Raw genomic sequence first — 24,520 nt, 5'->3', positions numbered from 1 at the left:
GGACATAAAAAGCCACCGCCAGATTAGAATAAATAGCCCGTTGTAGTCATGCTAATTAGGCAATACTAGGATAGAATGAAGTTTAGCCTGCGAGAGGATCGGAAGTAGCGACACCAGAATGGCTTAACCTCCGTTTTTTGTGATATTTATAGACAGTTATTCCTTACTCGGAACTCAACTACAGCTGCAGAGAAGGTGAATTTGCATTGAAAATTTGGACTAGACATACATGGATCACAGCAGTTCTTGTGCTTTGTATGTGTTTTATTCTGTATCCCGGGCGTACTTTCGCCCATGCCTACATCGTCAAATCAACCCCTGCCGCCAATGAGGCGCTTGATCAATCCCCGGACACCGTTACAATTGTGTTCAACGAGGCGATCGAGAAGGTATTTCACTCCCTAACCGTGACGAATACTGCGGGAGAAAGGGTTGATCTCGACAACTCCCATATTGATGATAATAATCCGGCACGGCTTGACGCCGGACTCAAGAAGAATCTGCCGGACGGGATCTACACCGTGAGCTGGCGGGTCGTCTCTGCAGACGGACACGCGATATCCGGCGTCATTCCGTTCATTGTAGGAAGCGGTGGCACCGCTCCGGTTCAGGAGGCTGATTCCGGTGCCAAGGCGCTTCCCGGGCTTGATCAGACCCTGATCCGCTGGCTGCAGTATACAGGTCTGTCCTTGTATTTGGGCACACTCTTTTTCCATCTGTTCCTGCTCCCTAAAGCCAAACGCAAGGAATCCTACAACCTTGGCCGGAGCCAGGCGGCAATCATTGTATCCTTTGTACTGACCTTCTTGGGGGTCGTCCTTAGCCTGCCTCTTCAAGCCAAGCTTGACGCAGGGGTGACCTGGAGCGAGGTGTGGAGCAATAATGTGCTTGGGGAAGCCTTGAGATACTCCAGCTTCGGTTCGATTTGGTGGACCCAGGTGCTGCTCCTGCTTGTTCTGGCTGGTCTGACCTATGCTCTGATCCCGAAATGGAGCCAGGGGGAGAAGCCGGTTTTTGCAGGGCTTGCCCTGGGAACTATCCTCTGTATGTTCGTTGCCAAAGCCTTTATGGGACATGCGGCGGCAGCCGAGCTTGAGAGCGTGGCAATCGGAGCCGACTTCATCCATCTTGCGGCGGCTTCCCTGTGGCTGGGCGGGCTGCTTGCCTTGGCTTTCCTGCTTCCTGCTTATGGTGCAGGCGAGCCGGACACCGCAGCGCGCAAACAGCTCTATTGGGGGACAATCCGCCGATTCTCCGTTACCGGTGCAGTATGTGTGCTGCTGGTGCTCGGAACCGGACTATACGGGATTAAGATCTATACCCCAACCCTGTCCTCCCTGTTCACCTCGATCTATGGTCAAGTTCTGCTGGCCAAGATCGTACTGTTCATAGTTATGCTGGTGTTTGCCCTGACCGGATTCCTGCGGGGAAGACGGATGAACCGGGAGCTTGGACCCGCCGTATGGATCGAATTCTCTGCGGGGATTGTTACGCTGGTCTTGGCTGCCATTCTGTCCAACCTTCCGACAGCACTCTCCAATCCGGGCCCTGTTCATCTGGAGGATAAGACACGAAGCGGTCATACCGTGATGATTGACATCTCCCCAAATATCATGGGCAAGAATGAGTTCAAAGTTACGGTTCAAGACCCTGATGGCAAGCCGGTCAACGGCATTGAGGCGACCTCGCTTAAGTTGACCTCGCTGGAAATGGAGATGGGGACCCTGGAGATTAATATGCCGGGCAACACCTCTCCGGTTATCAAAGATGACCTGATCACCATGGCTGGACGGTGGCAGATCAAATACCATGTACTTTTGAAATCACTCGACTCCCTGGACGGCCTGGTTAACTTCACCGTTGGGAATCCAAAATAAGGATTTGCTGATTCTGCTCCAGCCATTGCATGAAAATGAAAATTCATATATAAGGAGACTTCTGAAAAAATGAAACGAATCTACTCCAAAGCTGCTGCCATCTTCACGTCCGCGTTAGCCGGAACCCTGCTCTTCTCCGGTCTGGCGAGCGCCCACGTTACCGTTAAGCCTTCAGCCTCGAAGCCAGAAGCTTATGAGACCTACACGATTAAAATTCCGGTTGAGAAAGAAATTGCAACAACTAAGGTTGCCATCAAAATTCCAGCCGGTGTGGATTTCAAGAACTACCAGCCTGAACCGGGCTGGAAAGTGGAGACGACCAAGGATAACGCCGGAAAAGTTACAGCGGTAACCTGGACAGCTGAGGGTGCTGGCATTGAGCCTGGTCAATTCCAGCAGTTCAACTTTGTGGCGAAGAATCCCGCCAAAGACACATCCATCGCCTGGGATGCCTATCAATACTACAAAGACGGCAGTGTAGTGGAATGGACTGGAGATGGCGGAGAGAACCCGCATTCAGTGACCACGATAAGTGAATCGGCGGAAGGAGCCGCCGCTGCAGACAGCGGTCACGACGATCACCATGCCGCAGGCGGAGACAGCACGTCCGGCGGTACATCCGGCACATCCGGCACGACGGGCAACACCAGCGCTACGGGCAGCACGGACACCACAAGCAGCGCCGGTAACGAAGCAGCAACGGGTCAAGCTGCTGCCTCAACATCAACAGATAACAGCGGATCTTCCACCGCCCAGACGATCTCCATCGTCCTGTCAGCTGCTGCTCTTCTCGTTTCTCTGGCGGCGCTCTGGATCTCCATCCTGTTCGTCCGGAGAATCAAACGCTAAGCTGAACGATATCCAAGTCCCATACATCAAAATACAAGAGGTTATCCCGTCCACATATGGCATGACAGGATAACCTCTTTTTTTGTCATTCATCATGCAAGCCGGAGTGTACGCCCACTTCTCCCAGCCTCCAAGTCCTGGTCTGCTTCAATCTGAGGAAGCAGAAGTTTTCGCACCGTACGAAGCTCCCAGCTCCCGATATGGCGTTGCATGGCAGCTGTCAACCCCGAGAGGTTTGTTCGGCCGATTTTAGTAAGAACTTACTGGTACCCTGCACATTTAAACTAACTGTACAGCTCTTTGAGCTGGGTGTTCAGCCATTTGGCGTTTTGCACCGCCCGGGAGTCCTGCAGGACATCCCCCGGTTTACTGCCCTTGCCTATGAGATATCCCTCCAAGGGCAGATTCACAAAGTCAAAGGTATACTTGAGCTGCTGGATAAGCGGCAACGCTTTGATATATGGATCGTCCCCGCCAACAACCACGATATAGGCTTTCTTTTGCGATATCAGTTCCTTGAAGTTGTAATCCGGACTCCGGAGACTCTGGGACCAGCGGTCAATGAAAGTCTTCAGTGTGCTGGAAACCCCATACCAATACACCGGTGTGGCGAAAATGAGAATATCGTGCTCCAATATCTTCTGGACTAACCGATCATAATCATCCGGCACAGGCTGGAAGCCCTCCGGGTCATGCCGCTGGTCGATAATCGTCTCGATATGGCTCTCGCTGAGCCCGTACTTATGGTGACTAACCCCGTCCACCACCAGATCTACCAGCTGTTCTGTATTTCCGCCTGCCCGCGTACTTCCCAGCAGTACTGCAATGCTCATTTTTTGACGACCTCCAGTAATTACCATCTTATAATCCTATGGATATACTACGACTTTATGCACTTCATTACAATAACATTCTGCCCCGGTAAATCATTAAATCTATTTTCATTTCTCCCCGTCACCCAGTCTTTGTACAGAACCTGTTCCCCGACCTAAGTCTAGATCAAAAACCGTCTGAGGGCCGTTTTGAACAAATCGTGCACAAGGTAAGATATAGACATAAGTTACAGTAACGGTGCAGCGTACGACACACGAACTGAGGCTGACTATCCAAATCCATTACCGAGAGGGAGATTTACATTATGAATAAATTATACAGATCCAGAACAGATCGTAAAATCAGCGGACTTTGCGGCGGATTGGCCCAGTACTTCGGTGTCGATCCTACCGTAATCCGTCTGGTGACAGCGGTAGGTGCTTTGTGCAGCTTCGGTACCTTCGTTCCCATCTACATCATCGCTAGTCTTCTTGTTCCTAAAGAACCTGCAGGCTTCGGATTTCATGACTACAACCATACGTACTAATTTCACTTAGCCATAAACACTATATTAAGGGAGAGATCAACCATGAGTATCTTTGAAAGACTTGCCAATATGACCAAAGCTGTTGCCCACGAAGCCTTGAACAAGCTGGAAAATCCCGTTCTGCTGATGAACCAGTACCTCCGCAATCTGGAGGAAGATATTCGCATCGCCGAGCGCCGCCTGAATGAGCAGCAAAGCGCCGTTAAGGTGCTGGCATGGCGGAAGGAAGAGGCGCTTCGCTCAGCTGAGCAGTCCGCTCAGACTGCGGAACAAGCACTTGCTGGCGGCAATGAAGCCGCTGCCCGCGAAGCGATCGCTGCCAAGCTGCAGTTCACGCAGCAGGCTGAACTGCATACAGCCCAGCACCAAGAAGCGTCTGTACGCATACAGGAGCTGGAATTCCAAATCCAAAGTGCCAAGGAAGAATATGAGCGCCTCAAAGAGAAACGGGCCGAGCTGGCCGCACGGGCTCAGAAGGCGGAAGAAAGATCCGGAAATATCCGTCCAAGCTTCAGCTACGGATTGGAAAGCGGCACGGCCGCCCGCGGCTTCGAGCGGATGGAAGAGAAAATCACGCAGTGGGAAGCAAGCCTCGATGCTTCAGGCCGCACCTATCCGGCTTCCAGCAGCCCATTTGGCACAGGCAGTCCAGCCGTTGATGCCTCCGCTGTTGAGGAAGAACTCCGCCGCTTGCAGAGCAAGAAATCGCAAGCCTAACATCATCACAAAGAAAGCCGGGTGAGAGCAATATTGCTCTCTTCTCGGCCTTTTGCTTTTAGGTTAAGACTTCTCGTTCTTGCCCGCCTTGAATACCTCACCAATCGCTCCGATACTGCCAAGTGCATCCACCGTACTTGTTGGCAGGAACACTTTGTTGGCTGGCCCCTTGGCCACTTCGGTCAAGGCCTCGAAGGAGTAGTAGGCTAACACGTTCTCATCCAGGCCCGCATTCCGAAGCAGCTCGATGCGGTTTCTCTCCGCTTCGGCAACCACCTGAATCGCTTTGGCCTGACCCATTGCCTCCAGCTCCTGCGCCTGGCCGAGACCTTCTGCTTCACGGATGCGCGCTTCCTTATCCCCTTCCGCCTTGAGGATCTTACTCTGCTTATCCCCTTCAGCCCGAAGGATCATATCCTGCTTGGCCGCTTCCGCTTCCAGCACGATGGCCCGCTTGCTCCGTTCGGCCTTCATCTGTTTGTCCATCGCTTCCTGAATATCCAGCGGCGGTTTAATATCGATAACCTCTACCCGCTCAATGCGCACGCCCCATTTCTCGGTGGCTTCATCAAGCGCCAGGCGAATCTCGGTAGATATTTTTTCCCGGCCGGACAGAGTCTCGTCAAGCTCCAGCTTACCGATAATCTGGCGCATGGTAGCTGTCGTGATATTACGCACCCCGTAGACATAATCTGAAATACCGTAAGTCGCTTCTTCCGGACCTACCACCTGATAGAAAATAATCGTGTCGATCTGTACCTGCACGTTATCTTTGGTAATTACCGTCTGGGGCGGCACATTCGCCTGCTGAATCCGCAGATCGTGATAAATGCGAACCTGATCCATCACCGGGATAAGAATATTCAGCCCCGGCGTCAGCAATCTGTGGAATTTCCCCAGCCGTTCAACTACGCCTACCCGCTGCTGTGGTACGATCTTAACCGTTAATGCGATGAATATAACGACAACAACCAGAAGAATTACAATAACTGCCCAAGTCATTAGTGTGTCCCCTCCCAACGTTCCACTTCAATAATGGCATTGCCGCGCTTCACTACAATGACCTGTTCATTCAGGCCGATGAACTGATCGGACACTGCGCTCCACGTGTCGCCCCCAATTTTGACAATGCCGTACTGGCCCTTGTCAATAGGTTCAATTACAATCCCCTTCTTGCCGACAAGCTCGGTACCGGTGTCTTGGAACCCTCTGGATGTGCGAAACCTTTTGGCCAGCGGCTTGGTAAACACTGTTAACACCAGTGCGACCGCACACCCCACGATGACCTGCAGCAATATGTTGTCTGGCGTCACAATCGACACCAGCATAGCCGCTGCTGCTCCCAGGCTTAGCCACAGGAGATAGAAGGTCAGCGTCATCATTTCCACCACAAACAGGATCCCGGCAGCTATCAGCCAAAATACCCATGCATGCATACGGCAGAACCACCACCTTTCCGCAATATACTCATTATATACGGAATATCCTGGGAAAAGTATCAAAAAGAGCACGTATCCCTTATCAAGGGGACGTTAAGATAGACAGATGCCACCCGATAGTCGCTCATGGAACTTGATTGGACTCAGACAGTGAGGCCCGCAAGAGATCTTTTTAATTCCTCTGCAAGACTTTCCAGCCGGGCAGACAAGGCCACAAGCTGCTCACTGACCCTGTACTGCTCAGAGGACATGGAAGCGACCTCCTGGGTAGATGCGCTGGTCTCTTCAACCACGGCGCTTACGCTGGCGATAGAGTCGCCAAGAATATGCTGGGACTCGGCTAGTTCCTTAACCGAGAGAGAAGAGTGCTCAATATGCTTATAGAACTGCTCCATCTCTTCTTTAACATTCGCAAACAAGGATGATGCCTCCTGAACCGAAGCAAGCTGTTCATCAAAGAGCGGGGAGACCTGGTTCAGTACCTCGACTGTACCCGCAATATCCTGCTGGATCTGCTCGGTGATCTGGGAAACCGACTGAATGGACTCATTCGAATGTCCGGCCAGAGTACGAATTTCCTCCGCAATCACACTGAATCCTTTGCCAGCTTCTCCAGCTCTGGCCGCCTCAATGGATGCGTTAATCGCAAGAATGTTCGTCTGCTTGGTCATTTCGACCATTGGGGCTAAGATGCTCCGGATGGAATCTGTACTCTTGGTCAGCCGGTCCGAATTGAGCTGAATCAGACTGGTCATCTCGGAAGCGGTCCCCGTCTTCTGCACGAACTCCTTCATATACTCCGTTCCTTTAATGCTGACTTCAATGGCCCGGCCAGCCGAGGCCTCCATAGAGGTGTTCGCGGCGTCCACTCTGCTCATCTTCACTCCCATATCCTCGGCAATTTGACTCTCCCGGTCCGCTTCGGCAGCCAAAGATGCCGCTCCCTGAGCGATCTCCTGGGTCGCTGCGGCGATCTCACCTGCTGCCTGGGACGTGCTTCGGGAAGCCTCTGCAAGCTCCTCAGCGGTATCCAGAACACTCCGGGCTGTCGCATTCGTCTGTTCCACCAGGCTGGAAATACGGGACATCATTTGATTGAAGGAGTGACCCACATGACCAATTTCGTCCCGGCTTCGGAAATAGGCCCGTACCTGAAGATTGCCCTTCTCGCCCTCTTCCATAAGCTTGGACAATTGACGCAGCGGCTTCCCGACCATCCGGATCATATAATAGCCAATAAGCAAGGCAAGCAGAACGGCAGCAATAACTACAATTAAGGTGATCATTAGCAGGCGGTCAGCTGCACTCAGGAAATCACTGACAGGAGCATAGCCAAGAAGCGTCCACCCTGAAGTCGCCAGCGGCTGAAATACAACCAGATTCTCTGTTCCCTGCTCATCCGCTGCCTTGAATGATCTATCTTTCCCTTGAACCTGGACGGAGCTTACTTTAATAAATGAAGGCTTCTCCAGCAGCTTGCTGTTCTTGGCATGTACAATCTCGTTATTTGGGGTTACAAGCCGAATCTCACCGGCATTGCCGATCTTCATATTAGAGAGGACCGTACCCAGTGCCGATTCCTTAATCTCGATCAGCAGAATATATTCCGCCTCAGGATGCTGCAGATTCTTGAGCAGTCTTCCCATCGTAAATTCCGGCTCACGAGTAGTCCCGAAGAATCCCTTGTTCAAGGTCGGAACCCACACTGGTTCCCCGTCTGCCTTTTTGATCCGGTCGAGTCTGGCTTGCACCACATCGTCTGAACGCACCCCTGCAGCCCCCGATTGAAAAGACAAAGTGTTTCCTTGGCCGCTTCCAATCAGCTTCACACTGGTCAGCTGGTCATCCGACCCCGTGAGACCATCCAGCCTTCTCTTGATACGTTCCTCGGCTCCGGTTCTCTCAACTGTGCCAACATCGGGCTTGCTTACAGTCTCAAGATCAGATCTTAACATCGGGTCCACCGCTAATTGGCGTGACTGCGCTTCATACTGGGTAAAGAGGAAATCCAGCTTATCCGCAGCCTGCTTAACGGCCTCTGAAGAAGCTGAAGAAACCTGGTCTTCAATAATGCCTTTGGATACTTGATAGGAAATCAGGCCAAGACCCACAGATAATGCAACGATGGTGAGAAATACAACCAGAAATAGTTTTGTTCCCACAGACCTCCAGCCTGCTTTGGTTCCGAACTTCAAATTCGACCCCTCCATCTACTTGTATAATGTTATCTAGATCTGCAAATAACTTACATTGTATGTAACCTTTTGCTCAAAGCAAAGGCACAGTACCATAAACGGGACTGTGCCTATACAATTGGAGTTATACTTCCTCTTACGCCGTGAAACCCGAGTACGCTATAAATCTATACAAAACCACCGGGTTATCCCTTACTCGCCCCGGACGTCAATCCGTCCACAAGCAGGCGCTGCAGGAAGATGAACAGAATGATAATCGGAATAGCGATAAATACCGAAGCAGCGGCGAACAATGTAAAGTTGCTGTTCTGGCTTGTGTTAACGATATCCCATAACCCGACCGCAAGCGTCCAGTTATCCTTCGTCCGCAGAATCAGACGGGCGAAGATGAAGTCCACCCAAGGGCCTACGAACTGGGTCAGTGCCATGTACGTGAGCATTGGACGGGACAGCGGCAGGATGATCCGGCGGAAAATCGTGAAGTTGCTGGCACCGTCGATCCGGGCCGCTTCATCCAGCGATCTTGGAATCGTGTCGAAAAAGCCCTTGGCGATGAGTGTTCCACCCAGCGGAGCCCCGCAGGCATACACGATGATTAGAGCAATATGCGTATCCAGAAGGTTAAGTTCCTTAAGCAGCAGGAAGATGGCAATCATACTCATAAAGCCAGGGAACATCCCTAGTACAAGTATCGTTGACAACGCTGTCTTCCGGGCCCGGAAGCGGAACCGGGATACTGCGTAACTGGTCAGCAGAGTAAGGAAAACCCCAATAATCATCGAGAAGGTAGCAATCTTAAGTGTGTTCATGTACCACTGTCCGAACATAAACGTATCGGACGTGAAGAGCTCTTTATAGTGTTCCAGTGTAAAGGTCTCTGGAATCAATGACTTACTGTACAGCGATTTACCCGGTCTGAAGGAAGCGAGTACAACCCAAAGCGCGGGGTACAAGGCACAGATGGCCAAGATGACAAGTATGATATAGCTGGCAATCAAGCGCAGCTTGTTCGCAAGTTTACGTCCGATCATTGGATCATATCCTCCTCTTGGAACGACTTCGTCCGGCGGTAGTTATATATCGAGAAGGAAGCAACAATCACGAATATAATGATGCCTACCGCAGAGGCCATGTTGTTCTTATTCTGATCCAGCGTAAGTTTATACAGCCAGGTCACAAGCAGATCCGTCGAACCGGCGTACTGGTAATCCCCGTTAACCGGATTCCCGGCGGTCAGCAGGAAGATGGCATTAAAGTTATTAATATTGCCCGCAAATTGGGTAATCAATGTAGGTGCCGTAGTGAATAGAATCATAGGCAATGTGACAATTCTAAACTTCTGGAATCCGGTCGCGCCATCCACTTCCGCAGCCTCATACATATCCTTAGGAATGGTGGTAAGCACACCCATGATCAGGAGCATGGATACCGGGATACCTACCCACATATTAACAACGATAACCGTAACCTTGGCCCAGAATGGATCCGTCAGCCAAGGAAGGCCGCCAAGTCCGAAGTACCCAAGATACTGATTGATCGGACCGAATTGGCCGTTGAACAAGTTCTTCATGACAAGCAGGGAGATCAGCTGAGGGATCGCATAAGGGATGATCAGAATCGTTCTCCACATCCCCTTGAATTTGATGCCCTTTTGACTTACGAGGAGAGCTACCAACAGCCCGCCAAAGTAGGTGGTGATCGTGGACAGCACCGCCCAGATAATGGTCCAGGTCAGTACCCCATAAAACGTATGACTCCAAGTGCTCAGTGACACTAGATTGGTGAACGTCTCAAAACCTACCCAGTTCACAAGCTTAGCTGGCGGAATATGATCTGGTGCCGCATAGTTCGTGAATGCCAGCAGGACCATGAAGATAATCGGCATGATCGTAAAGAACAGGATCCCAATGGCTGGAAGCACCAGAAACACCTGAGCGAACTTGTAATCCAAAATATATCTAACCGATTGTTTGAATGTATTCGGTGTATTTCCGTTGTCTCTTAACTTACCGATCCGGTAAGCATCCTTAATGTTCATGTAATAAGCAATTATAAAAAGTACAAAAAAGAGCAATGTAATCAAGCTTTGAATCATGATGATAATAGAATGGTCACCTTGGATAAGCTTGGAGACCATAATTCCCGAAGGAGATTTCACTTTTACGAATCCTGTAGGCGTCTCACCCAACGTGGTGATCCCCCAGAACGCAAAGCTCAAATAATTGATAAAGTAGGCAATTCCCAAAACTTCAACCAGCAAGAAGATGGCGCCTTTGATATATTGGCGGTTATATATTTGTCCGAGTCCCAAGCTGAGTATCGACAGTATAGCGGCTTTGGTGCGGTGACGACGATCCATGTGCCTTCAATTCTCCTCTCCCGGCGATCGGGGAATGACCCGCCGCTTATTGCGGCGGGCCTTGTCATGCTTCAATCCCCAATTCACAATTCCAATTATTTCTTAGCGCCGTTATTCAAATCTTTGATTTGTTGTGCTGCTTTATCCAGGGTTGCTTTTGGATCTTTGCCGTTATCCCAGATTTCAGGAAGAGCGGCGTTAACCGGGCTCCATACGTTACCCATTTCAGGGATGGATGGCATTGGCTGAGAATTCTTAGTCTGCTCAGCAAAAGCGGATACGAACGGATCGTTCTTGATTTGATCGGACTCAAGCGCTTCATTGTTCGTTGGAACAGAACCTACTTTCTCATTCAGGAGAAGCTGGGCATCCTTAGACGAAGCAAACTCGGCGAACAATTTAGCCGCATTTGGATATTTGGTGTATGCATTGACATACCAAGCTTTGATACCGGAGAAGCTGATCGCCGGTTTGCCGCCGATACTTGGGATCGGTGCAACGCCGAGCTTATCGCCAAGAGCAGTCTTGTATGCGGCAAGTTCCCAAGGACCGTTAATGTCCATAGCCACGTCACCAGCATTGAACAAGCTGCGTTTGATATCTGGAGTGATATCACCGCTCTTCACCGGAAGGATTTCTTTCAGGCTTTGATACACTTTCAGGCCTTCAACAGCGCCTGCATTGTTGATACCGATGTCATTCTTGTCAGTGCCATCTTTACCGTAGATGTATCCGCCTGTAGTAGCGATAAACGGATAGTTAAAGTACATGTTGCCAGTTTCCCACATCAAGGCGTATTTCTTTTTTGCTTTATCTGTAAAGGTTTTGCCGAAGGCTAGCACATCATCGAACGATTTTGGCGCTTCTTTTACCAGAGACTTGTTGTAGTAGAGGGCATAGGTCTCAGCTGCTCTTGGATAGCCGTACAGTGTGCCGTCGTAAGTTACCCCTTTAACGGAGTTCTCTGTGTTATTTTTAGTGGTTTCTTCCGCAAAAAGATCGTTTGGCAGAATCAAGTTTGCGCTAGCAGCTCTACCCAGGTTGTCATGCGGGAAGATAACAACGTCAGCCGCAAGTCCTGACGGACCGTCCTGTGTCAATTTGGTTACCTGGTCTGTTGGTGCCACTTCTTCAATTTTCACTGGAACGTTGTATTTTGCAGTAAATTGCTTAGCAATTTCATCTGTGAATGATCTTTCGTCCTTACTTTCCCAAATGACAAGCTTCGCCCCGTCCTCAGGCTTTACTTCAGCAGTTGTAGTAGTTTTCTGTTCTGTTGAAGTACCTGTGTCAGCTGGTGTCTGCACCTGCTCAGCAGCCTTCTTAGGTCCGCAAGCCGTAATGGATACAGCCATGGAGAATGCAGCAAGCAAAACCGCAAATTTCTTGATCTTCATAAAATATAACCCTCCCATATTTGGCGAACAGTTTGCAGGAATTAAGGCCAGCGCAAACGATTCCACAAAACGCAATAGCACGCCTTGCCTTAAACATGAATTCGGTGATTCACAAGCCCTTTTGCTTGGAAGCGCTTAATCCCTGAAGACATCATACATCACTTGTCAGGCTATGTAAAAACGTTTGCACAACTTGTTTTGCTGGCTAATTTGCTTATTACCTCCAGTTTCCTTCTAAATACTCTTGATATCACAGTATATCTCTAAATTCATGGTTGATATTCATTCCTGTAATCCCTTACATTCATGTGCAAATAAAATAATAGCACTGTAATCTACTTTGGATTCTCCTGTGAAAATGCCCACGCTTCCTGGTATTTCAGGGATTTTCTTACTTCCCCCTATGCAAAGGTTTGAATGATTCTTCGTAAATCATATTGTTTAAAATAATATGGACATGCTATAATCCTGAGCATTGAAAGACAGCGGCCTTTTTACCCAAGGATTCCTGCATTCTTTCAAAACAAAAAGGCGCTGTTACCCGATAGGTACATCCTCGGCTCGATTGTAGAGACAGGGATGTACTTTTTTGCACATTTTGCACATTAATTATGTATTGAGGGGGAAATCAGGATGTTGCTTGAAGCAGTCTATCACCGTCCAAAGCTGAACTGGGCATATGCCTACGACAAGGAAAACATTCACCTGCGAATCCGCACCAAGAAAGGGGACCTTACCCAGGTTTATGCTTGGACAGGCGATAAATATGCCTGGGACCGCACCCGCGAGCTTGTACCTATGCGAGTCCTTGCATCAGATGAATTATTTGACTACTGGGAGTGCAACGTCAAGCCTCCATACCGGCGTCTGAAATACGGCTTCCTGCTGCAAAAAGGCAGCGAGAAGATGTGGATGACTGAATACGAGTTCACGCCAGAAATGCCGCCTAACCCGGATCGGCTGTTCGAAATTCCTTACATAAATCCGGCTGATGTATTCACGCCGCCTGCCTGGGTTAAGGATGCTGTATTTTATCAGATCTTCCCGGAACGCTTTGCGAATGGGGACGCCAGCAATGATCCGGAAGGAACGCTGCCTTGGGGCGGTAAACCGGAACGTGACAATTTCTTCGGCGGCGACCTTCAGGGCGTCATCGACCATCTGGACCACCTGAGCGAGCTGGGCATCACAGCTATTTACTTCACTCCACTGTTCGCGGCCACCACCAATCATAAATACGACACCGAGGACTATATGAAGATTGACCCTCAGTTCGGGGATGCCGAAACGCTGAAAAAGCTGGTAAAGCTGTGTCATGAGCGTGGAATCAAAATTCTGCTGGATGCCGTATTTAATCATTCCGGGGGAACCTTTGCCCCATTCCTGGATGTGAAAAAAAATGGCGAAGCGTCGAAGTACAAGGACTGGTTCCATGTAAACAGCTTCCCACTTGAGGTCAAAGACGACATTCCAACCTATGACACCTTCTCATTTGAACCACACATGCCAAAGCTGAATACCGGGAATCCGGAGGTTAGGGACTATCTGCTGGGTGTTGCTGAGTACTGGATCAAAGAAGTCGGAGTCGACGGGTGGCGGCTGGATGTGGCGAATGAGGTTGATCAGAGCTTCTGGCGTGAATTCCGTAAAGTTGTGAAAAAAGCCAATCCCGACGCCTATATCCTCGGCGAAATTTGGCATGAGTCGTCCCCATGGCTGCAGGGAGATCAATTCGATGCGGTCATGAACTATCCGTTCACCTTCGCCGTGACCGATTTCATCGTTAATGGCACACTGGATGCCAGCGGTTTCGCTAGTGCGCTTGCCGTGCAGCTGTCTCGTTACCCGCAGCAGGCCAGCGAGGTTGCCTTTAACCTGCTGGACAGCCACGACACTGCGCGTCTGTTGACTCTGTGTGACGGCAACAAGGACAAAATGAAACTGGCCGCCGTTACCCTGCTCACTTACATGGGCACGCCTTGCATCTATTACGGTGATGAAATCGGTATGGATGGCGGACCAGATCCAGACTGCCGCAAGTGCATGGTCTGGGAGCCAGAGAATCAGGATCATGACATGTTCGCATTCTACAAACGTCTGATTCAGATCAGAAAAGACCTTCCGGCTCTGCGGTCAGGCTCAATCAAGTTCCTCTCCGCCGGTGAAGGCGAGTCCAAGCTCGCTTACGAACGCTATCTGGACGGCGAGACGGTCATGGTGATGATCAACAATGACAGCACGATCCAATCCATCGAGGTGGATGTCTATGAGAACTCCTGGAAGGATGAGTTCACTGGACAGACCCTCGAAGCTCAGCGTGGCAAGCTGTCTGTAAGGCTTCCTGCTTATGGATTTGCTGTGCTGTCTTCAAAATAATGGAAAGCCGCCGCAGGGCGGCTTTTTTGCGTCTATTGAGTGGGGAGAGTGGAACAAGTCTAGGGGAACGGCTTGTCCATCTCCGGCCGCTTCTTGTCCGCCCTTTGCCTGGATTAGACCAGGCGGTAGCAAAGGGCTACCAAAGGCGGACGTAAACTCCTCCGATTGGACAAGCCTTCTCCCCTGTTCCTTGTTCCCCAAAACCCATCTCAGGCTGGCGCAAAGAAGTCCGTCTGCGGCGGGGAGAGGCGGGAAGTAGATCGCCTGCTGGGATGCGGGAAGTAAGGGGGGGAGAGTGGAACAAGTCTGGGGGGAACGGCTTGTCCATCTCCAGCCGCTTCTTGTCCGCCCTTTGCCTGGATTAGACTAGGAGGTAGCAAAGGGCTACCAAAGGCGGACGTAAACTCCTCCGATTGGACAAGCCTTCTCCCCTGCTCCTTGTTCCTCATTCCGCGATGCCCTTCATAGATCGGCGCAAAGAATTCCGCCTGCGGCGACCCTCGTTTCCCGTCGTATGATGACGATTTATGAAACTTTTACCAGGCTGTCTGCGTTTAACTACATGGAGGCGATTTACATGAAATCAAAACAAATTACAGCTGGCATTCTATCTTTGGCAATCGGATTGACATCAGCCGGTATGGCAATGGCTGCACCCGCAGCAGGCGAAGCGAAGGCTTCAGCCAAGCAGGCGCCAAAGGTTTCCATTAAGGCTGGAGACAAGAAAGCGGCAGAGCAGAAAGTTACCGACCAAAAAGTTACAGACCCTACTTCGATCAAAAGTCTTAATCATAAGACAACTATCCCCCTGCTGGTAGAAGCTGAGAAAAGATACTTGTACGCGATGGCCGGTGGCTCGGGAGAGAAAGAAGAGGCTTTCAATTACAACGGGAAGGAATACCGCTATTTATCCGCGGATATCGATACCAAGGAAGAATTGCTGAAGTATCTGATGAAGACGTACACGAAGCAGGCTAGTGAGTTTTTCATCAAGAAATATATCGTTGAGCATGATGGAAGACTCGCCCAACTGAACGCGGACGCAGGCAACCAGCTTGAATTTGACCGGGCAACCGCAAAAATGATCAGCATGACCGACACCAAACGGGTATACAAGGTTAACGTGCCTTCTAAGGATGCAAAGGTGAGCTCCAAATATATCATGGTTAAGTTTGCGAAGGTTGGCGACTACTGGAGAATAGACACGGCTCCTCACCTTATTTTTTAATGCTCCATCATATTGAGCTATATGTATCCGATTTAGACAAGAGTTCTGAATTCTGGGGATGGTTACTAAGCGAACTCGGCTATTCCTTGTACCAACAGTGGGAGTCAGGATTCAGTTGGAAGTACCATGAGACTTATCTCGTGTTTGTGCAAGCACAGACAAGGTTCTTGGATATTCCGTACCATCGCTGCAGGGTAGGGCTGAATCATTTGGCATTCCATGCCCCGACCCGGGAATATGTGGACAGCCTGACAGCCAAGCTGAAGGAAAAGAACATTCCCATTCTTTATAGGGGACAACATCCTTATGCGGGTGGTCCTCAGCATTATGCTGTTTATTTTGAAGATCCGGATCGGATAAAAGTTGAAGTTGCCGCACCTGATACGGCCTGAACTTCGCACCTTCCCCGTATGCTGTGGCGTACAGGGAAGGGCTTTTTTTTTGAAATAATCTTGATGGCTGCCAAAGTCGTCACCCTTACTATTCATCATACAGCACCATGATGGATAATCCGGATACCAGCACCGAGTCGCTCGCGGCTTCCAACCGGGCAAGCACCTCTGTACCGGCTCCCCTGTCATCAACAACCACATTCCACTGGCCTAAGTATGCAGGCAGAAGAACGCGGCATGCGGCCTGATTTCCGTTATAAATAACGACAATGTTCCGCCACGAATCTCCTCCTGCATGCTCTCCAAGCCTAAAAGCTACGATATTTCCTTCTGCCCGTAGAATCTGCAGATGGCTCTCCACGGCTTCCCTTGAACTCAACCGGAATGCTGGATGCTCCCGGCGAAGGAAGATTAGCCCTCTGTAATACTCGAACACCTTCTGGAACCTGATCTTATTGCCCCATCTGATCTGATTAATACAGTCGGAGCTTTTATAGCTGTTATGGTCCCCGAACTTGGTTCTCAACATCTCATCACCGGCGTGAATCAGCGGAATACCCTGGGAAGTTAGGATGATGGCGTTTGCAAGAATCGAGCGCCTGACAGCTTCATGAAGCATGATGTCTTCTCCCGTGCCGATTCCCCGATAAGGCTCCGACAAGTTAACAGCCTCCGCAACCGAACCTCCATTCCGAAGCTTCCCGTCCTGCATTTCAAGCAGACCAAGCTCGTCTTTAAGTCCCTGGGTTATTAATATTTTGTCCCACAGAATCAAATTATCATGGGCGGTAACATAATTGATGGTCTCAACAGGGCTGGCGGCAAACGTGTGGATGGAGCCCTGTACACCTGTAGCAATATCCCCTTCTTTTCCGGGCGCTCCTGTCGCAAACCCTGCACCACTGCCGTCACTATCTCCCTTAATGGCCATTCTGAAATTATCGTTAAATACGCTGTACCCCCTGCCGCGCTGCGTTCCCTTCAGCGTCTTGCACTCCTGCGGAAGGGGAGTCCGGCTCATGTCCCAAGGCTCGCCATAAATCAGAATCCCGGAATCCAGCTCATGCAGCATTCGGGCAGCCTCACTGACCGTTTCCTTATCCAGAAGACCCATGAGATCCAGACGAAAGCCGTCAATTCCATATTCCGCTGCCCAGTATCTGATGGAGTCAAGAATGTATTTTCTGACCATGGGCCGCTCGGAAGCCATCTCGTTCCCAACCCCGGTCCCGTTCGTACAGCGGCCTGTGTCCGTTGTCCGGTAGAAGTATCCAGGTACAATCCTGTCAAAAGGTCCTTCGTCCGTAGAATAAGTGTGGTTGTACACCACATCCATAATTACGCCAATCCCTTGATGATGCAGGGTCTGTACCAATTCCTTAAATTCTCTGATTCTGGCTGCCGGGTCATGCGGATTCGTGGAATAGGACCCCTCGGGGACATTGAAGTGCTGCGGATCATAACCCCAATTATATGACTGTTCGGATATGCCTTTCTCTTCGTCATCCAGCTCGTTCACTGTGGCAAAATCACTGCACGGAAGCAGCTGGACATGCGTAATCCCCAGCTCCTTCAAGTGCCCCACTCCGCTGGGCAGGCCTCCTGCCGTAGATGCTCCAAGCTCGGTAAAAGCTTTAAACTTGCCTTTATGCACGAGTCCCGAGTCATTGGCCGTAGAGAAATCACGGACATGCAGCTCATAGATGACCGCATCCGTCCATTGACGCAGAGCCGGCTTCTCCTGTGGGTTCCAGCCCGGAGGGTCCGTAGACCTCAGATCGATGACTGCAGTTCTCTGCCCGTTCGCGGTTACGGCCTTGGCATAAGGATCTGGGGCAAGAGAAGCCGTGCCATCCGCAAAATGCAGCCTGTACAAGTAGTACCACCCCGCCAGATTGCCGCTAACCCGGACACTCCATACCCCACAGGGGGAACGTTCCATCCTTAAGCTCTGCCCATCTTCATGCTGATCAACCAAACCGGCCGCATTATATATCCCGGGATCGCTGAATAACACCAGACTTGCCTTGGCGGCAGTCGGCGCCCACAATTTGAACTCCGAAGCAAACGGTGTATACGTCAGGCCCAAGTCATTACCAGCATAATAATAACGTGGGTCGTCCAGGATATGCCGCATCGTAACCACACAAGCACGATAGGTTCTGCTGGACACATGATACAGGCGGGCCGGATCTAATTTGCCCGGAGGAATCAGCTTGACCGTAAGTTTCTGCTCTCCGGATAACTCTGTCTCAACCGGCACCAGCTGCCCGCTTTCCATGTCCATTAATTCAAGGGTAGCTGCTTCCTCCCTGTTCACAGGGCCACTAGCAACCACAGTCAGCATGTCCGGGGCATCCGCCAATACGGCGTGGAATCTTGGGGAAATGTCCACTTCCCCACGGGAAAAGTATACGTTCTTGTCGCCCTGAAGCAGCCAGACTTCCACCTCGCCCCGCCCCGCCGGCAGCTCAATCTTCCAGGGCTCCTCCTGATCGGCCCAATCGCTATAAGAAAGACTCATTCTCGGGATAACATGGACCGCCCCAGCCGGAAGTTCAATTGAAACGGTGGCGAAACCGTCACCGTCTATTTCGCTCCAGGCATAGCTGTTCCCCTCATGAGAGTCATACCATACCCACAAGTTCCAGTTCTCCAGGTTCTGGTCATACCGGTAATAATGCAGCTTGAATTGATTGACGTTTCCATTCCACATGTGCTCACATCCTGTCCGGCCCCGCCAGGCGGTGGAGTACGCTTACCTGTAAGAAATTTAATCCTGAGCATCAGCATTATTCAGGCTATAGGAGAGTACTGAACCCGGCCCCCTGACATCCGCCTGGCCCAGTCCGTGCTTTCCGCCAATCCGGCGGTCCCACTCGCCCTCACGGGAAAATTATGCAGGCAGAGCCGCAAGCGGCCGCAATTTTCCTTAATGGGCTCAGCTTACAGCTCCGGATGGTTTATAGTATGCAAGGCGGACCAGCCGGGTTCCCTGCTGGTGATGAACGCCAATGAATATGTACACCGGATGACGCGGGCTTAGGATATGGAAACTTTAATTAACACCAGGCGCATGATCCGGCAAGTAGCAGATGAGCGCTATCCCCGGGCCCTGTTTCCAACGCCCGGTGTGGCGTTACATGGCGGCTGTCAACCCTAACGAATTTCGCCATAGTGAACAACTTTTTTTGTAACTTCGCTGAAATTGTCCGCTTTTAGTGCTGCGATATGGACTCTCTATTTACTTTACAAAACCTTTCGATTAAGATTACACTATAAAAAGCAAACGGTTCCACAAGGAGGTTACCATGGCTGTAACCATTAAGGATGTTGCCAAGAAAGCCGGAGTTTCACCTTCTACCGTGTCCCGGGTTCTATCCAACCATCCACGAATCAGCACTCAAACCTCCAACAAGGTCAAAGAGATTATGGAGCAGCTCGGTTATCATCCGAATATCATGGCGAAAAGCCTGGTTTCGAAGACAACCAACAGTATCTGTATTATTCTCCCGAAGCCGGCGGAAGAGCTCTTCTCCAATCTGTTCTTCATGGAGCTGATTCGAGGAATTGTGACTCAGGCCAACCGTTCCGGATATGATGTTCTTATCAGTTCCGGCGCGAGCGAGAAGGAAGAGGTTGAGGCTGTGGCCCGACTGCTTAAGGGCCGTCGTGTAGACGGTGTGATCCTCCTGTATTCCCGCAGCGATGACCCGGTTATCGAGTTCCTGCATTCGGGCGGATACCCTTTTGTCATTATTGGCAGAAGCAACGACCATCCCGATGCCTTATCCGTCGATACGGATAACGTGCAGGCTGCTTATGATGCTACCAAGCATCTGATTTCCATGGGACATGAACGCATCGGGTTTGTCAGCGGTCCCCCTAACCTTACGGTCTCCCAAGACCGGATGAAAGGTTACCAGAACGCAATGGCGGACGCCAATCTTGAGATTCGCTCCGATTGGATCGTAGAGGGTGAATTCCTTCAGGACAGCGGCTACCGCGCCATGTCCTTCATTATGAGTCTTCCTAATCGGCCAACCGCCCTGGTGGTAGTTGACGATATGGTCTCTTTTGGAGTGCTGCGGGGCCTTCATGAACTGAACTTCAAAGTACCGGATGATATATGTCTGGTCAGTTTCAATAACATTACGTTATCGGAGCTTTCCACACCACCGATCAGCAGTATTGATATCGGGATCTATCACTTGGGTTATACGGCATCCCAAATGCTGATCCAAAAGATCCAGAATGGTGAAGATGCCACGTACCAGACCCGTCAGATCATTCCACACCGTCTGATGATACGGGAATCCTCCATGCTGTCACTTCCAAAAAGGTGATCTGAAGGAGTACAAAAATAATTGAAGCTGAAATGCTTCATTTATTTTTGGTCTTTTGTTCAAACGTTTGCGCTAATATGGGGAGGAATTTATTATGGCATCAATTCAAGCTTGTTTATTCGACCTTGACGGTGTTCTGGTCGACACGGCGAAATATCATTATCTAGCCTGGAGACGTCTTGCCGAAGAGCTTGGCTTCGGATTCACGGAGCAGGACAACGAGCGGCTCAAAGGGGTATCCCGGACGGCCTCGCTCGAGATTCTGCTTGAAATCGGCGGACTTCAGCTGGATGAAGAGACCAAACAGCAGCTAGCGGAGCGCAAGAACACTTGGTACGTCGAATCCATCAGCCGGATGGACGAATCCGAAATTTTGCCGGGTGCCCTTGATTTCCTCAAGGCCTGCCGCAGCAAAGGAATCAAGGTTGCTCTCGGGTCCGCCAGCAAGAACGCCATGCTTATTCTGAACAATACCGGCCTTACGCCTTATTTCGACGCCATTATCGACGGAACCAAAACCTCCGCTGCCAAGCCGGACCCTGAAGTCTTCGTCCTCGGTTCCGAGGAAGTGGGTGTACCTCCTGAGAACTGCGTGGTGTTTGAAGATGCCGAGGCTGGTATCGAGGCCGCCATACGTGCGGGCATGCGCAGTGTCGGTATTGGAAGCCCTGAGAACTTAAGCCGTGCCAACCTGGTGGTTCCTTCTCTTCAGCAAATGACAATCGACCGGTTGGGTGAGCTGTAAACCAACCAGTAACCGTCTATAGGCAGCATGATCGGGGGCTGGCTGAACCAGTCTCCGGCTTAACCCATATAGCTATATCAGTTCACAAATTTCCAGTTCGACGTAAAAAGGAGTCGGTATACGTGAAACAATATTTAAAAGTTGACGAATGGTCTATCATTGAAGAAAGCTTTGACCCGAATCACCACGAAATCTCCGAAAGCATATTCAGTATCGGCAACGGATTTATGGGCCAGCGGGCAAACTTTGAGGAGCAGTACAGCGGCCCGTCCCTTCAGGGCAGCTACATGGCCGGAGTCTACTACCCGGACAAAACCCGTGTAGGCTGGTGGAAGAACGGGTATCCGGAGTATTTTGCCAAAGTCCTGAACTCCACTAACTGGATCGGCATTGATGTCTATATCGGTGGAAACGCGCTGGATCTTGCCAAGTGCAAAGTAACCGAGTTCCACCGTGAGCTCAATATGAAGGAAGGCCTTCTAATCCGCAGTGCCGTTGCTGAAATGGAAGATGGCAAAATGATCAAAATCGACTCCACCCGCTTCGTAAGTGTGGCGCGCCATGAGATTGGAGCCATCCGTTACTCGGTAACCCCGCTGAACTTCTCCGCACCTATCCGTTTCACGGCTTATCTGGATGGGGATGTGCAGAACAAAGACTCGAACTATGAAGAGAAGTTCTGGAGCGAAGTAAGCAAAGAGGTGGCTGCAGGAACGGCTAACCTGACACTCAAGACCAAAAAGCTTGATTTTCACGTTACGTCTGTAATGACCTACGATGTATTCAAGAACGGCGGGAAGCTGGATATCACCCCTTCTACTGTAGAGAAGGAGAAATACGTCGGCAACGATATCACCGTCCATGCTGAGCAGGGTGATGAGGTAACCATTTATAAATATGTGGCTAACGTCACTTCCCGCAATCATGGGCTGGGACAACTGGTGGAAGCCGGTACCCAGGCACTTGAAGCGGCCAGAACAGCGGGATTCGATGTTCTTCTCTCCGAGCAGGTAGCTGCTTGGGCAGAGAAATGGAAGGGAAGTGACATTATCATAGAAGGTGATGTGTCCGCGCAGCAGGCGATCCGGTTTAATATTTTCCAATTGAATCAGACTTACAGTGGTGAGGACGACCGCCTGAACATCGGACCGAAGGGCTTCACCGGGGAAAAATATGGCGGCAGCACCTATTGGGACACCGAAGCGTACTGTGTGCCGTTCTATCTTAGCACCGCGGACTCTTCGATCGCCCGCAATCTGCTGATCTACCGCTACAAACATTTGGAGAAGGCCAAAGAGAACGCGCGCAAGCTCGGCTTCAAGAAGGGCGCGCTGTATCCGATGGTGACCATGAACGGGGAAGAATGCCACAACGAGTGGGAAATTACTTTTGAAGAGATTCACCGGAACGGCGCCATTGCTTATGCTATTTATAACTATGTGAATTATACCGGCGACAAATCCTATCTCGGCCAATATGGCCTTGAGGTTCTGGCTGAAATCTCCCGCTTCTGGGAAGAGCGTGTCAATTACGCGCCACTGAAGGATAAATATGTGATGCTCGGCGTTACCGGACCGAACGAATATGAGAACAACGTCAACAACAACTGGTACACGAACCGCATCGCTGTATGGACGCTTGAGTACACGCTTGAGGTGCTGGATTACCTGAAGGAGAACGAGCCTGCCCGTTACAATGAGCTGGTGGAGACTTTGAATCTGCAGCCGGAAGAGACAGCTAAATGGAAGGATATTATCGCCAAAATGTATTATCCGATCGACGAAGAGCGCGGAATCTTCCTGCAGCAGGACGGCTTCCTTGACAAGGAGATCATTCCGGTCAAAGAGCTTGCGCCTGAGAACCTTCCAATCAACCAGAACTGGTCTTGGGACCGTATTCTCCGCTCCTGCTTCATCAAGCAGGGGGATGTGATTCAAGGGCTCTACTTCCTTGGACATTTGTATGATCTGGATACGAAGAAACGCAACTTTGATTTCTATGAACCGTTGACGGTGCATGAGTCCTCCCTCTCCCCATGTCTGCACTCTATTCTGGCGTGTGAGCTTGGTTATCAGGAGAAAGCTTATGAAATGTACCTGCGGACAGCACGTCTGGACCTGGACAACTACAACAATGACACCGAGGATGGCTGTCACACAACAAGTATGGCCGGCACCTGGATGTCTGTGGTCCATGGCTTCGGCGGCCTGCGTGTGCAAAATGACGAGCTTGTGCTCAAGCCGTTCATCCCAGGCCACTGGAAATCCTTCTCGTTCAAGGTCATGTTCCGTGGTGCCCGTCTGAAGGTCAGCGTATCCGACCGAGACATCACGGTTTTCAACGAAACTGAGACTCCTGCGGCAATTCGGATCTACGACCGCGACTATACTGTGAGCGGACTGGGCATGATCCAGGTGGAGAATGCGATGGTTTCTTTAGAAGTGTAAGAAGCTCACTGGGGAGCTCCGCAGAAGCGTAACAACCCTTTGAGGAGCTCCCCTGTCGTAACGTTCCTGCGATCGCTGTTGCCCCCAGATTCCCTGATTGAATATGCAGAGAAGGAATCCGGGGGCAAAGGCGAACGCTTCGCTTCTTTGGAATCGTTACGTCCGCTCCGCTATTCGGGGGAGATGTACACCCCAACTGCAAGCCTCCCACCGCTTTGTTGGGTGGAGGATAGTAAAGAAGCGCTTGGGCCGATGGCTTTCAGGCGCTTCTTTGAGTTGTTGGATGAAGGGGCTGGGAGCATGTGGGGGTAAATACTTTTAGGTGACTCATTGAGGAAAGGCTTGATGAGCTTAAGGGCTTGAAGGGCTCAAGAGTCTAAAGAGCCGGAAGAGCTGAAGAGCGTTAAGAGCCGGAAGAGCCTAAGAGCTTGAAAAGTCTAAGAGCTTGTAGAGTCTAAGAGCTTGAAAAGTCTAAGAGCTTGTAGAGTCTAAGAGCCCAGTGAGCCTGGAGAGCTTGAAGGGTCTAAGAGCTTAAAAGGCTTACTTGGAGGAGCTCCGCTGCCGTAAGCTGGCCGATTTCCGGATACGTCAATTGCCCTCTGTTCATCGTGACATGCTCCTCATCCCCTTCGTTAATGATGTATTAATTCATAATAACGATAATTACGATCATAATTATGACTATTTTTATCAAATGTTATTTGAAGAGGTGCCCAAAATACTTTTTTATAAACCAAGAACCCTGACAATATGCTGTCAGGGTTCTTGGTTTATGCTGTTGATATCAAATTAG

Annotated in this window: 18 protein-coding genes; 10 read left to right on the top strand and 8 right to left on the bottom strand. The window is 50.5% G+C overall.

Features of this window, described 5'->3' with window-relative positions; genetic code table 11:
• The first annotated feature begins 206 nt into the window (after positions 1-206).
• Positions 207-1,877 carry a copper resistance protein CopC gene (locus tag BN6628_RS02435; RefSeq protein WP_148449254.1) on the top strand — a complete coding sequence of 557 codons (1,671 nt, stop codon included), beginning with the start codon at positions 207-209 and terminating at the stop codon, positions 1,875-1,877.
• 69 nt (positions 1,878-1,946) lie between these two features.
• Positions 1,947-2,726, top strand: coding sequence for a YcnI family copper-binding membrane protein (locus BN6628_RS02430; RefSeq protein WP_068613742.1), 780 nt, complete (start codon positions 1,947-1,949; stop codon positions 2,724-2,726).
• A 284-nt stretch (positions 2,727-3,010) separates the two neighbouring features.
• Here the strand turns inward: BN6628_RS02430 and BN6628_RS02425 are convergent, their stop codons facing one another.
• The gene (locus BN6628_RS02425; protein ID WP_068613740.1) at positions 3,011-3,559 is read right to left on the bottom strand and encodes a flavodoxin family protein; all 549 of its coding nucleotides are present in this window, start codon (positions 3,557-3,559) and stop codon (positions 3,011-3,013) included.
• A gap of 305 nt (positions 3,560-3,864) precedes the next feature.
• On the opposite strand from BN6628_RS02425, the gene BN6628_RS02420 reads away from it, so the two are divergent.
• On the top strand, positions 3,865-4,086 hold the full coding sequence (locus BN6628_RS02420; protein ID WP_068613737.1) for a PspC domain-containing protein: 222 nt from the start codon (positions 3,865-3,867) through the stop codon (positions 4,084-4,086).
• Between the two features lie 42 nt (positions 4,087-4,128).
• Complete coding sequence (locus BN6628_RS02415; protein WP_068613734.1) at positions 4,129-4,803, top strand: PspA/IM30 family protein; 675 nt, start codon at positions 4,129-4,131, stop codon at positions 4,801-4,803.
• 63 nt (positions 4,804-4,866) lie between these two features.
• On the opposite strand, the gene BN6628_RS02410 is transcribed toward BN6628_RS02415, so the two are convergent.
• The 6 genes from BN6628_RS02410 to BN6628_RS02385 all read right to left on the bottom strand — a co-directional run bounded on the left by BN6628_RS02410 (position 4,867) and on the right by BN6628_RS02385 (position 12,193).
• The gene (locus BN6628_RS02410) at positions 4,867-5,805 is read right to left on the bottom strand and encodes an SPFH domain-containing protein (protein WP_068613732.1); all 939 of its coding nucleotides are present in this window, start codon (positions 5,803-5,805) and stop codon (positions 4,867-4,869) included.
• Complete coding sequence (locus BN6628_RS02405) at positions 5,805-6,239, bottom strand: NfeD family protein (protein WP_068613729.1); 435 nt, start codon at positions 6,237-6,239, stop codon at positions 5,805-5,807. The genes BN6628_RS02410 and BN6628_RS02405 overlap by 1 nt, the downstream gene beginning before the upstream one ends.
• Before the next feature lie 146 nt (positions 6,240-6,385).
• The gene (locus tag BN6628_RS02400; protein ID WP_235847558.1) at positions 6,386-8,437 is read right to left on the bottom strand and encodes a methyl-accepting chemotaxis protein; all 2,052 of its coding nucleotides are present in this window, start codon (positions 8,435-8,437) and stop codon (positions 6,386-6,388) included.
• Positions 8,438-8,622: 185 nt separating this feature from the next.
• Positions 8,623-9,468 carry a sugar ABC transporter permease gene (locus BN6628_RS02395; RefSeq protein WP_187386101.1) on the bottom strand — a complete coding sequence of 282 codons (846 nt, stop codon included), beginning with the start codon at positions 9,466-9,468 and terminating at the stop codon, positions 8,623-8,625.
• The gene (locus BN6628_RS02390; protein ID WP_068613724.1) at positions 9,465-10,796 is read right to left on the bottom strand and encodes a sugar ABC transporter permease; all 1,332 of its coding nucleotides are present in this window, start codon (positions 10,794-10,796) and stop codon (positions 9,465-9,467) included. The genes BN6628_RS02395 and BN6628_RS02390 overlap by 4 nt, the downstream gene beginning before the upstream one ends.
• Positions 10,797-10,891: 95 nt before the next feature.
• A complete protein-coding gene (locus BN6628_RS02385) occupies positions 10,892-12,193 on the bottom strand; it encodes a sugar ABC transporter substrate-binding protein (RefSeq protein WP_068613721.1) in 1,302 nt (433 codons plus the stop codon).
• Positions 12,194-12,826: 633 nt separating this feature from the next.
• On the opposite strand from BN6628_RS02385, the gene BN6628_RS02380 reads away from it, so the two are divergent.
• The 3 genes from BN6628_RS02380 (at position 12,827) to BN6628_RS02370 (ending at position 16,189) form a co-directional block, all read left to right on the top strand.
• On the top strand, positions 12,827-14,569 hold the full coding sequence (locus BN6628_RS02380) for an alpha-glycosidase (protein ID WP_068613718.1): 1,743 nt from the start codon (positions 12,827-12,829) through the stop codon (positions 14,567-14,569).
• 577 nt (positions 14,570-15,146) lie between these two features.
• On the top strand, positions 15,147-15,797 hold the full coding sequence (locus BN6628_RS02375) for a DL-endopeptidase inhibitor IseA family protein (RefSeq protein ID WP_068613715.1): 651 nt from the start codon (positions 15,147-15,149) through the stop codon (positions 15,795-15,797).
• Positions 15,797-16,189, top strand: coding sequence for a VOC family protein (locus tag BN6628_RS02370; protein ID WP_068613712.1), 393 nt, complete (start codon positions 15,797-15,799; stop codon positions 16,187-16,189). The genes BN6628_RS02375 and BN6628_RS02370 overlap by 1 nt, the downstream gene beginning before the upstream one ends.
• Positions 16,190-16,277: 88 nt before the next feature.
• On the opposite strand, the gene pulA is transcribed toward BN6628_RS02370, so the two are convergent.
• Complete coding sequence (pulA, locus tag BN6628_RS02365) at positions 16,278-18,905, bottom strand: type I pullulanase (protein ID WP_068613710.1); 2,628 nt, start codon at positions 18,903-18,905, stop codon at positions 16,278-16,280.
• 595 nt (positions 18,906-19,500) lie between these two features.
• Between pulA and BN6628_RS02360 the strand changes: the two genes are divergently transcribed.
• The 3 genes from BN6628_RS02360 (at position 19,501) to BN6628_RS02350 (ending at position 23,727) form a co-directional block, all read left to right on the top strand.
• Positions 19,501-20,535 carry a LacI family DNA-binding transcriptional regulator gene (locus tag BN6628_RS02360; protein ID WP_068613707.1) on the top strand — a complete coding sequence of 345 codons (1,035 nt, stop codon included), beginning with the start codon at positions 19,501-19,503 and terminating at the stop codon, positions 20,533-20,535.
• 94 nt (positions 20,536-20,629) lie between these two features.
• Positions 20,630-21,280 carry a beta-phosphoglucomutase gene (gene pgmB, locus BN6628_RS02355; protein ID WP_068613705.1) on the top strand — a complete coding sequence of 217 codons (651 nt, stop codon included), beginning with the start codon at positions 20,630-20,632 and terminating at the stop codon, positions 21,278-21,280.
• 122 nt (positions 21,281-21,402) lie between these two features.
• Positions 21,403-23,727, top strand: a complete 2,325-nt coding sequence (locus BN6628_RS02350) for a glycoside hydrolase family 65 protein (RefSeq protein WP_068613702.1) — start codon at positions 21,403-21,405, stop codon at positions 23,725-23,727.
• Positions 23,728-24,520 lie beyond the last annotated feature (793 nt).

Source organism: Paenibacillus tuaregi, from assembly GCF_900086655.1.
GTDB classification, from domain to species: Bacteria; Bacillota; Bacilli; order Paenibacillales; family Paenibacillaceae; genus Fontibacillus; species Fontibacillus tuaregi.
The sequence above is the reverse complement of the archived record's forward strand: the minus strand, read 5'-3'. Positions and strand labels throughout refer to the sequence as shown.

Coding starts and splice junctions, on each gene's coding strand:
- BN6628_RS02430 (WP_068613742.1), top strand. CDS start 1,947: ATGAAACGAATCTACTCCAAAGCTGCTGCCATCTTCACGTCCGCGTTA.
- BN6628_RS02405 (WP_068613729.1), bottom strand. CDS start 6,239: ATGCATGCATGGGTATTTTGGCTGATAGCTGCCGGGATCCTGTTTGTG.
- BN6628_RS02420 (WP_068613737.1), top strand. CDS start 3,865: ATGAATAAATTATACAGATCCAGAACAGATCGTAAAATCAGCGGACTT.
- pgmB (WP_068613705.1), top strand. CDS start 20,630: ATGGCATCAATTCAAGCTTGTTTATTCGACCTTGACGGTGTTCTGGTC.
- BN6628_RS02375 (WP_068613715.1), top strand. CDS start 15,147: ATGAAATCAAAACAAATTACAGCTGGCATTCTATCTTTGGCAATCGGA.
- BN6628_RS02370 (WP_068613712.1), top strand. CDS start 15,797: ATGCTCCATCATATTGAGCTATATGTATCCGATTTAGACAAGAGTTCT.
- BN6628_RS02395 (WP_187386101.1), bottom strand. CDS start 9,468: ATGATCGGACGTAAACTTGCGAACAAGCTGCGCTTGATTGCCAGCTAT.
- BN6628_RS02415 (WP_068613734.1), top strand. CDS start 4,129: ATGAGTATCTTTGAAAGACTTGCCAATATGACCAAAGCTGTTGCCCAC.
- pulA (WP_068613710.1), bottom strand. CDS start 18,905: ATGTGGAATGGAAACGTCAATCAATTCAAGCTGCATTATTACCGGTAT.
- BN6628_RS02360 (WP_068613707.1), top strand. CDS start 19,501: ATGGCTGTAACCATTAAGGATGTTGCCAAGAAAGCCGGAGTTTCACCT.
- BN6628_RS02390 (WP_068613724.1), bottom strand. CDS start 10,796: ATGGATCGTCGTCACCGCACCAAAGCCGCTATACTGTCGATACTCAGC.
- BN6628_RS02410 (WP_068613732.1), bottom strand. CDS start 5,805: ATGACTTGGGCAGTTATTGTAATTCTTCTGGTTGTTGTCGTTATATTC.
- BN6628_RS02425 (WP_068613740.1), bottom strand. CDS start 3,559: ATGAGCATTGCAGTACTGCTGGGAAGTACGCGGGCAGGCGGAAATACA.
- BN6628_RS02385 (WP_068613721.1), bottom strand. CDS start 12,193: ATGAAGATCAAGAAATTTGCGGTTTTGCTTGCTGCATTCTCCATGGCT.
- BN6628_RS02380 (WP_068613718.1), top strand. CDS start 12,827: ATGTTGCTTGAAGCAGTCTATCACCGTCCAAAGCTGAACTGGGCATAT.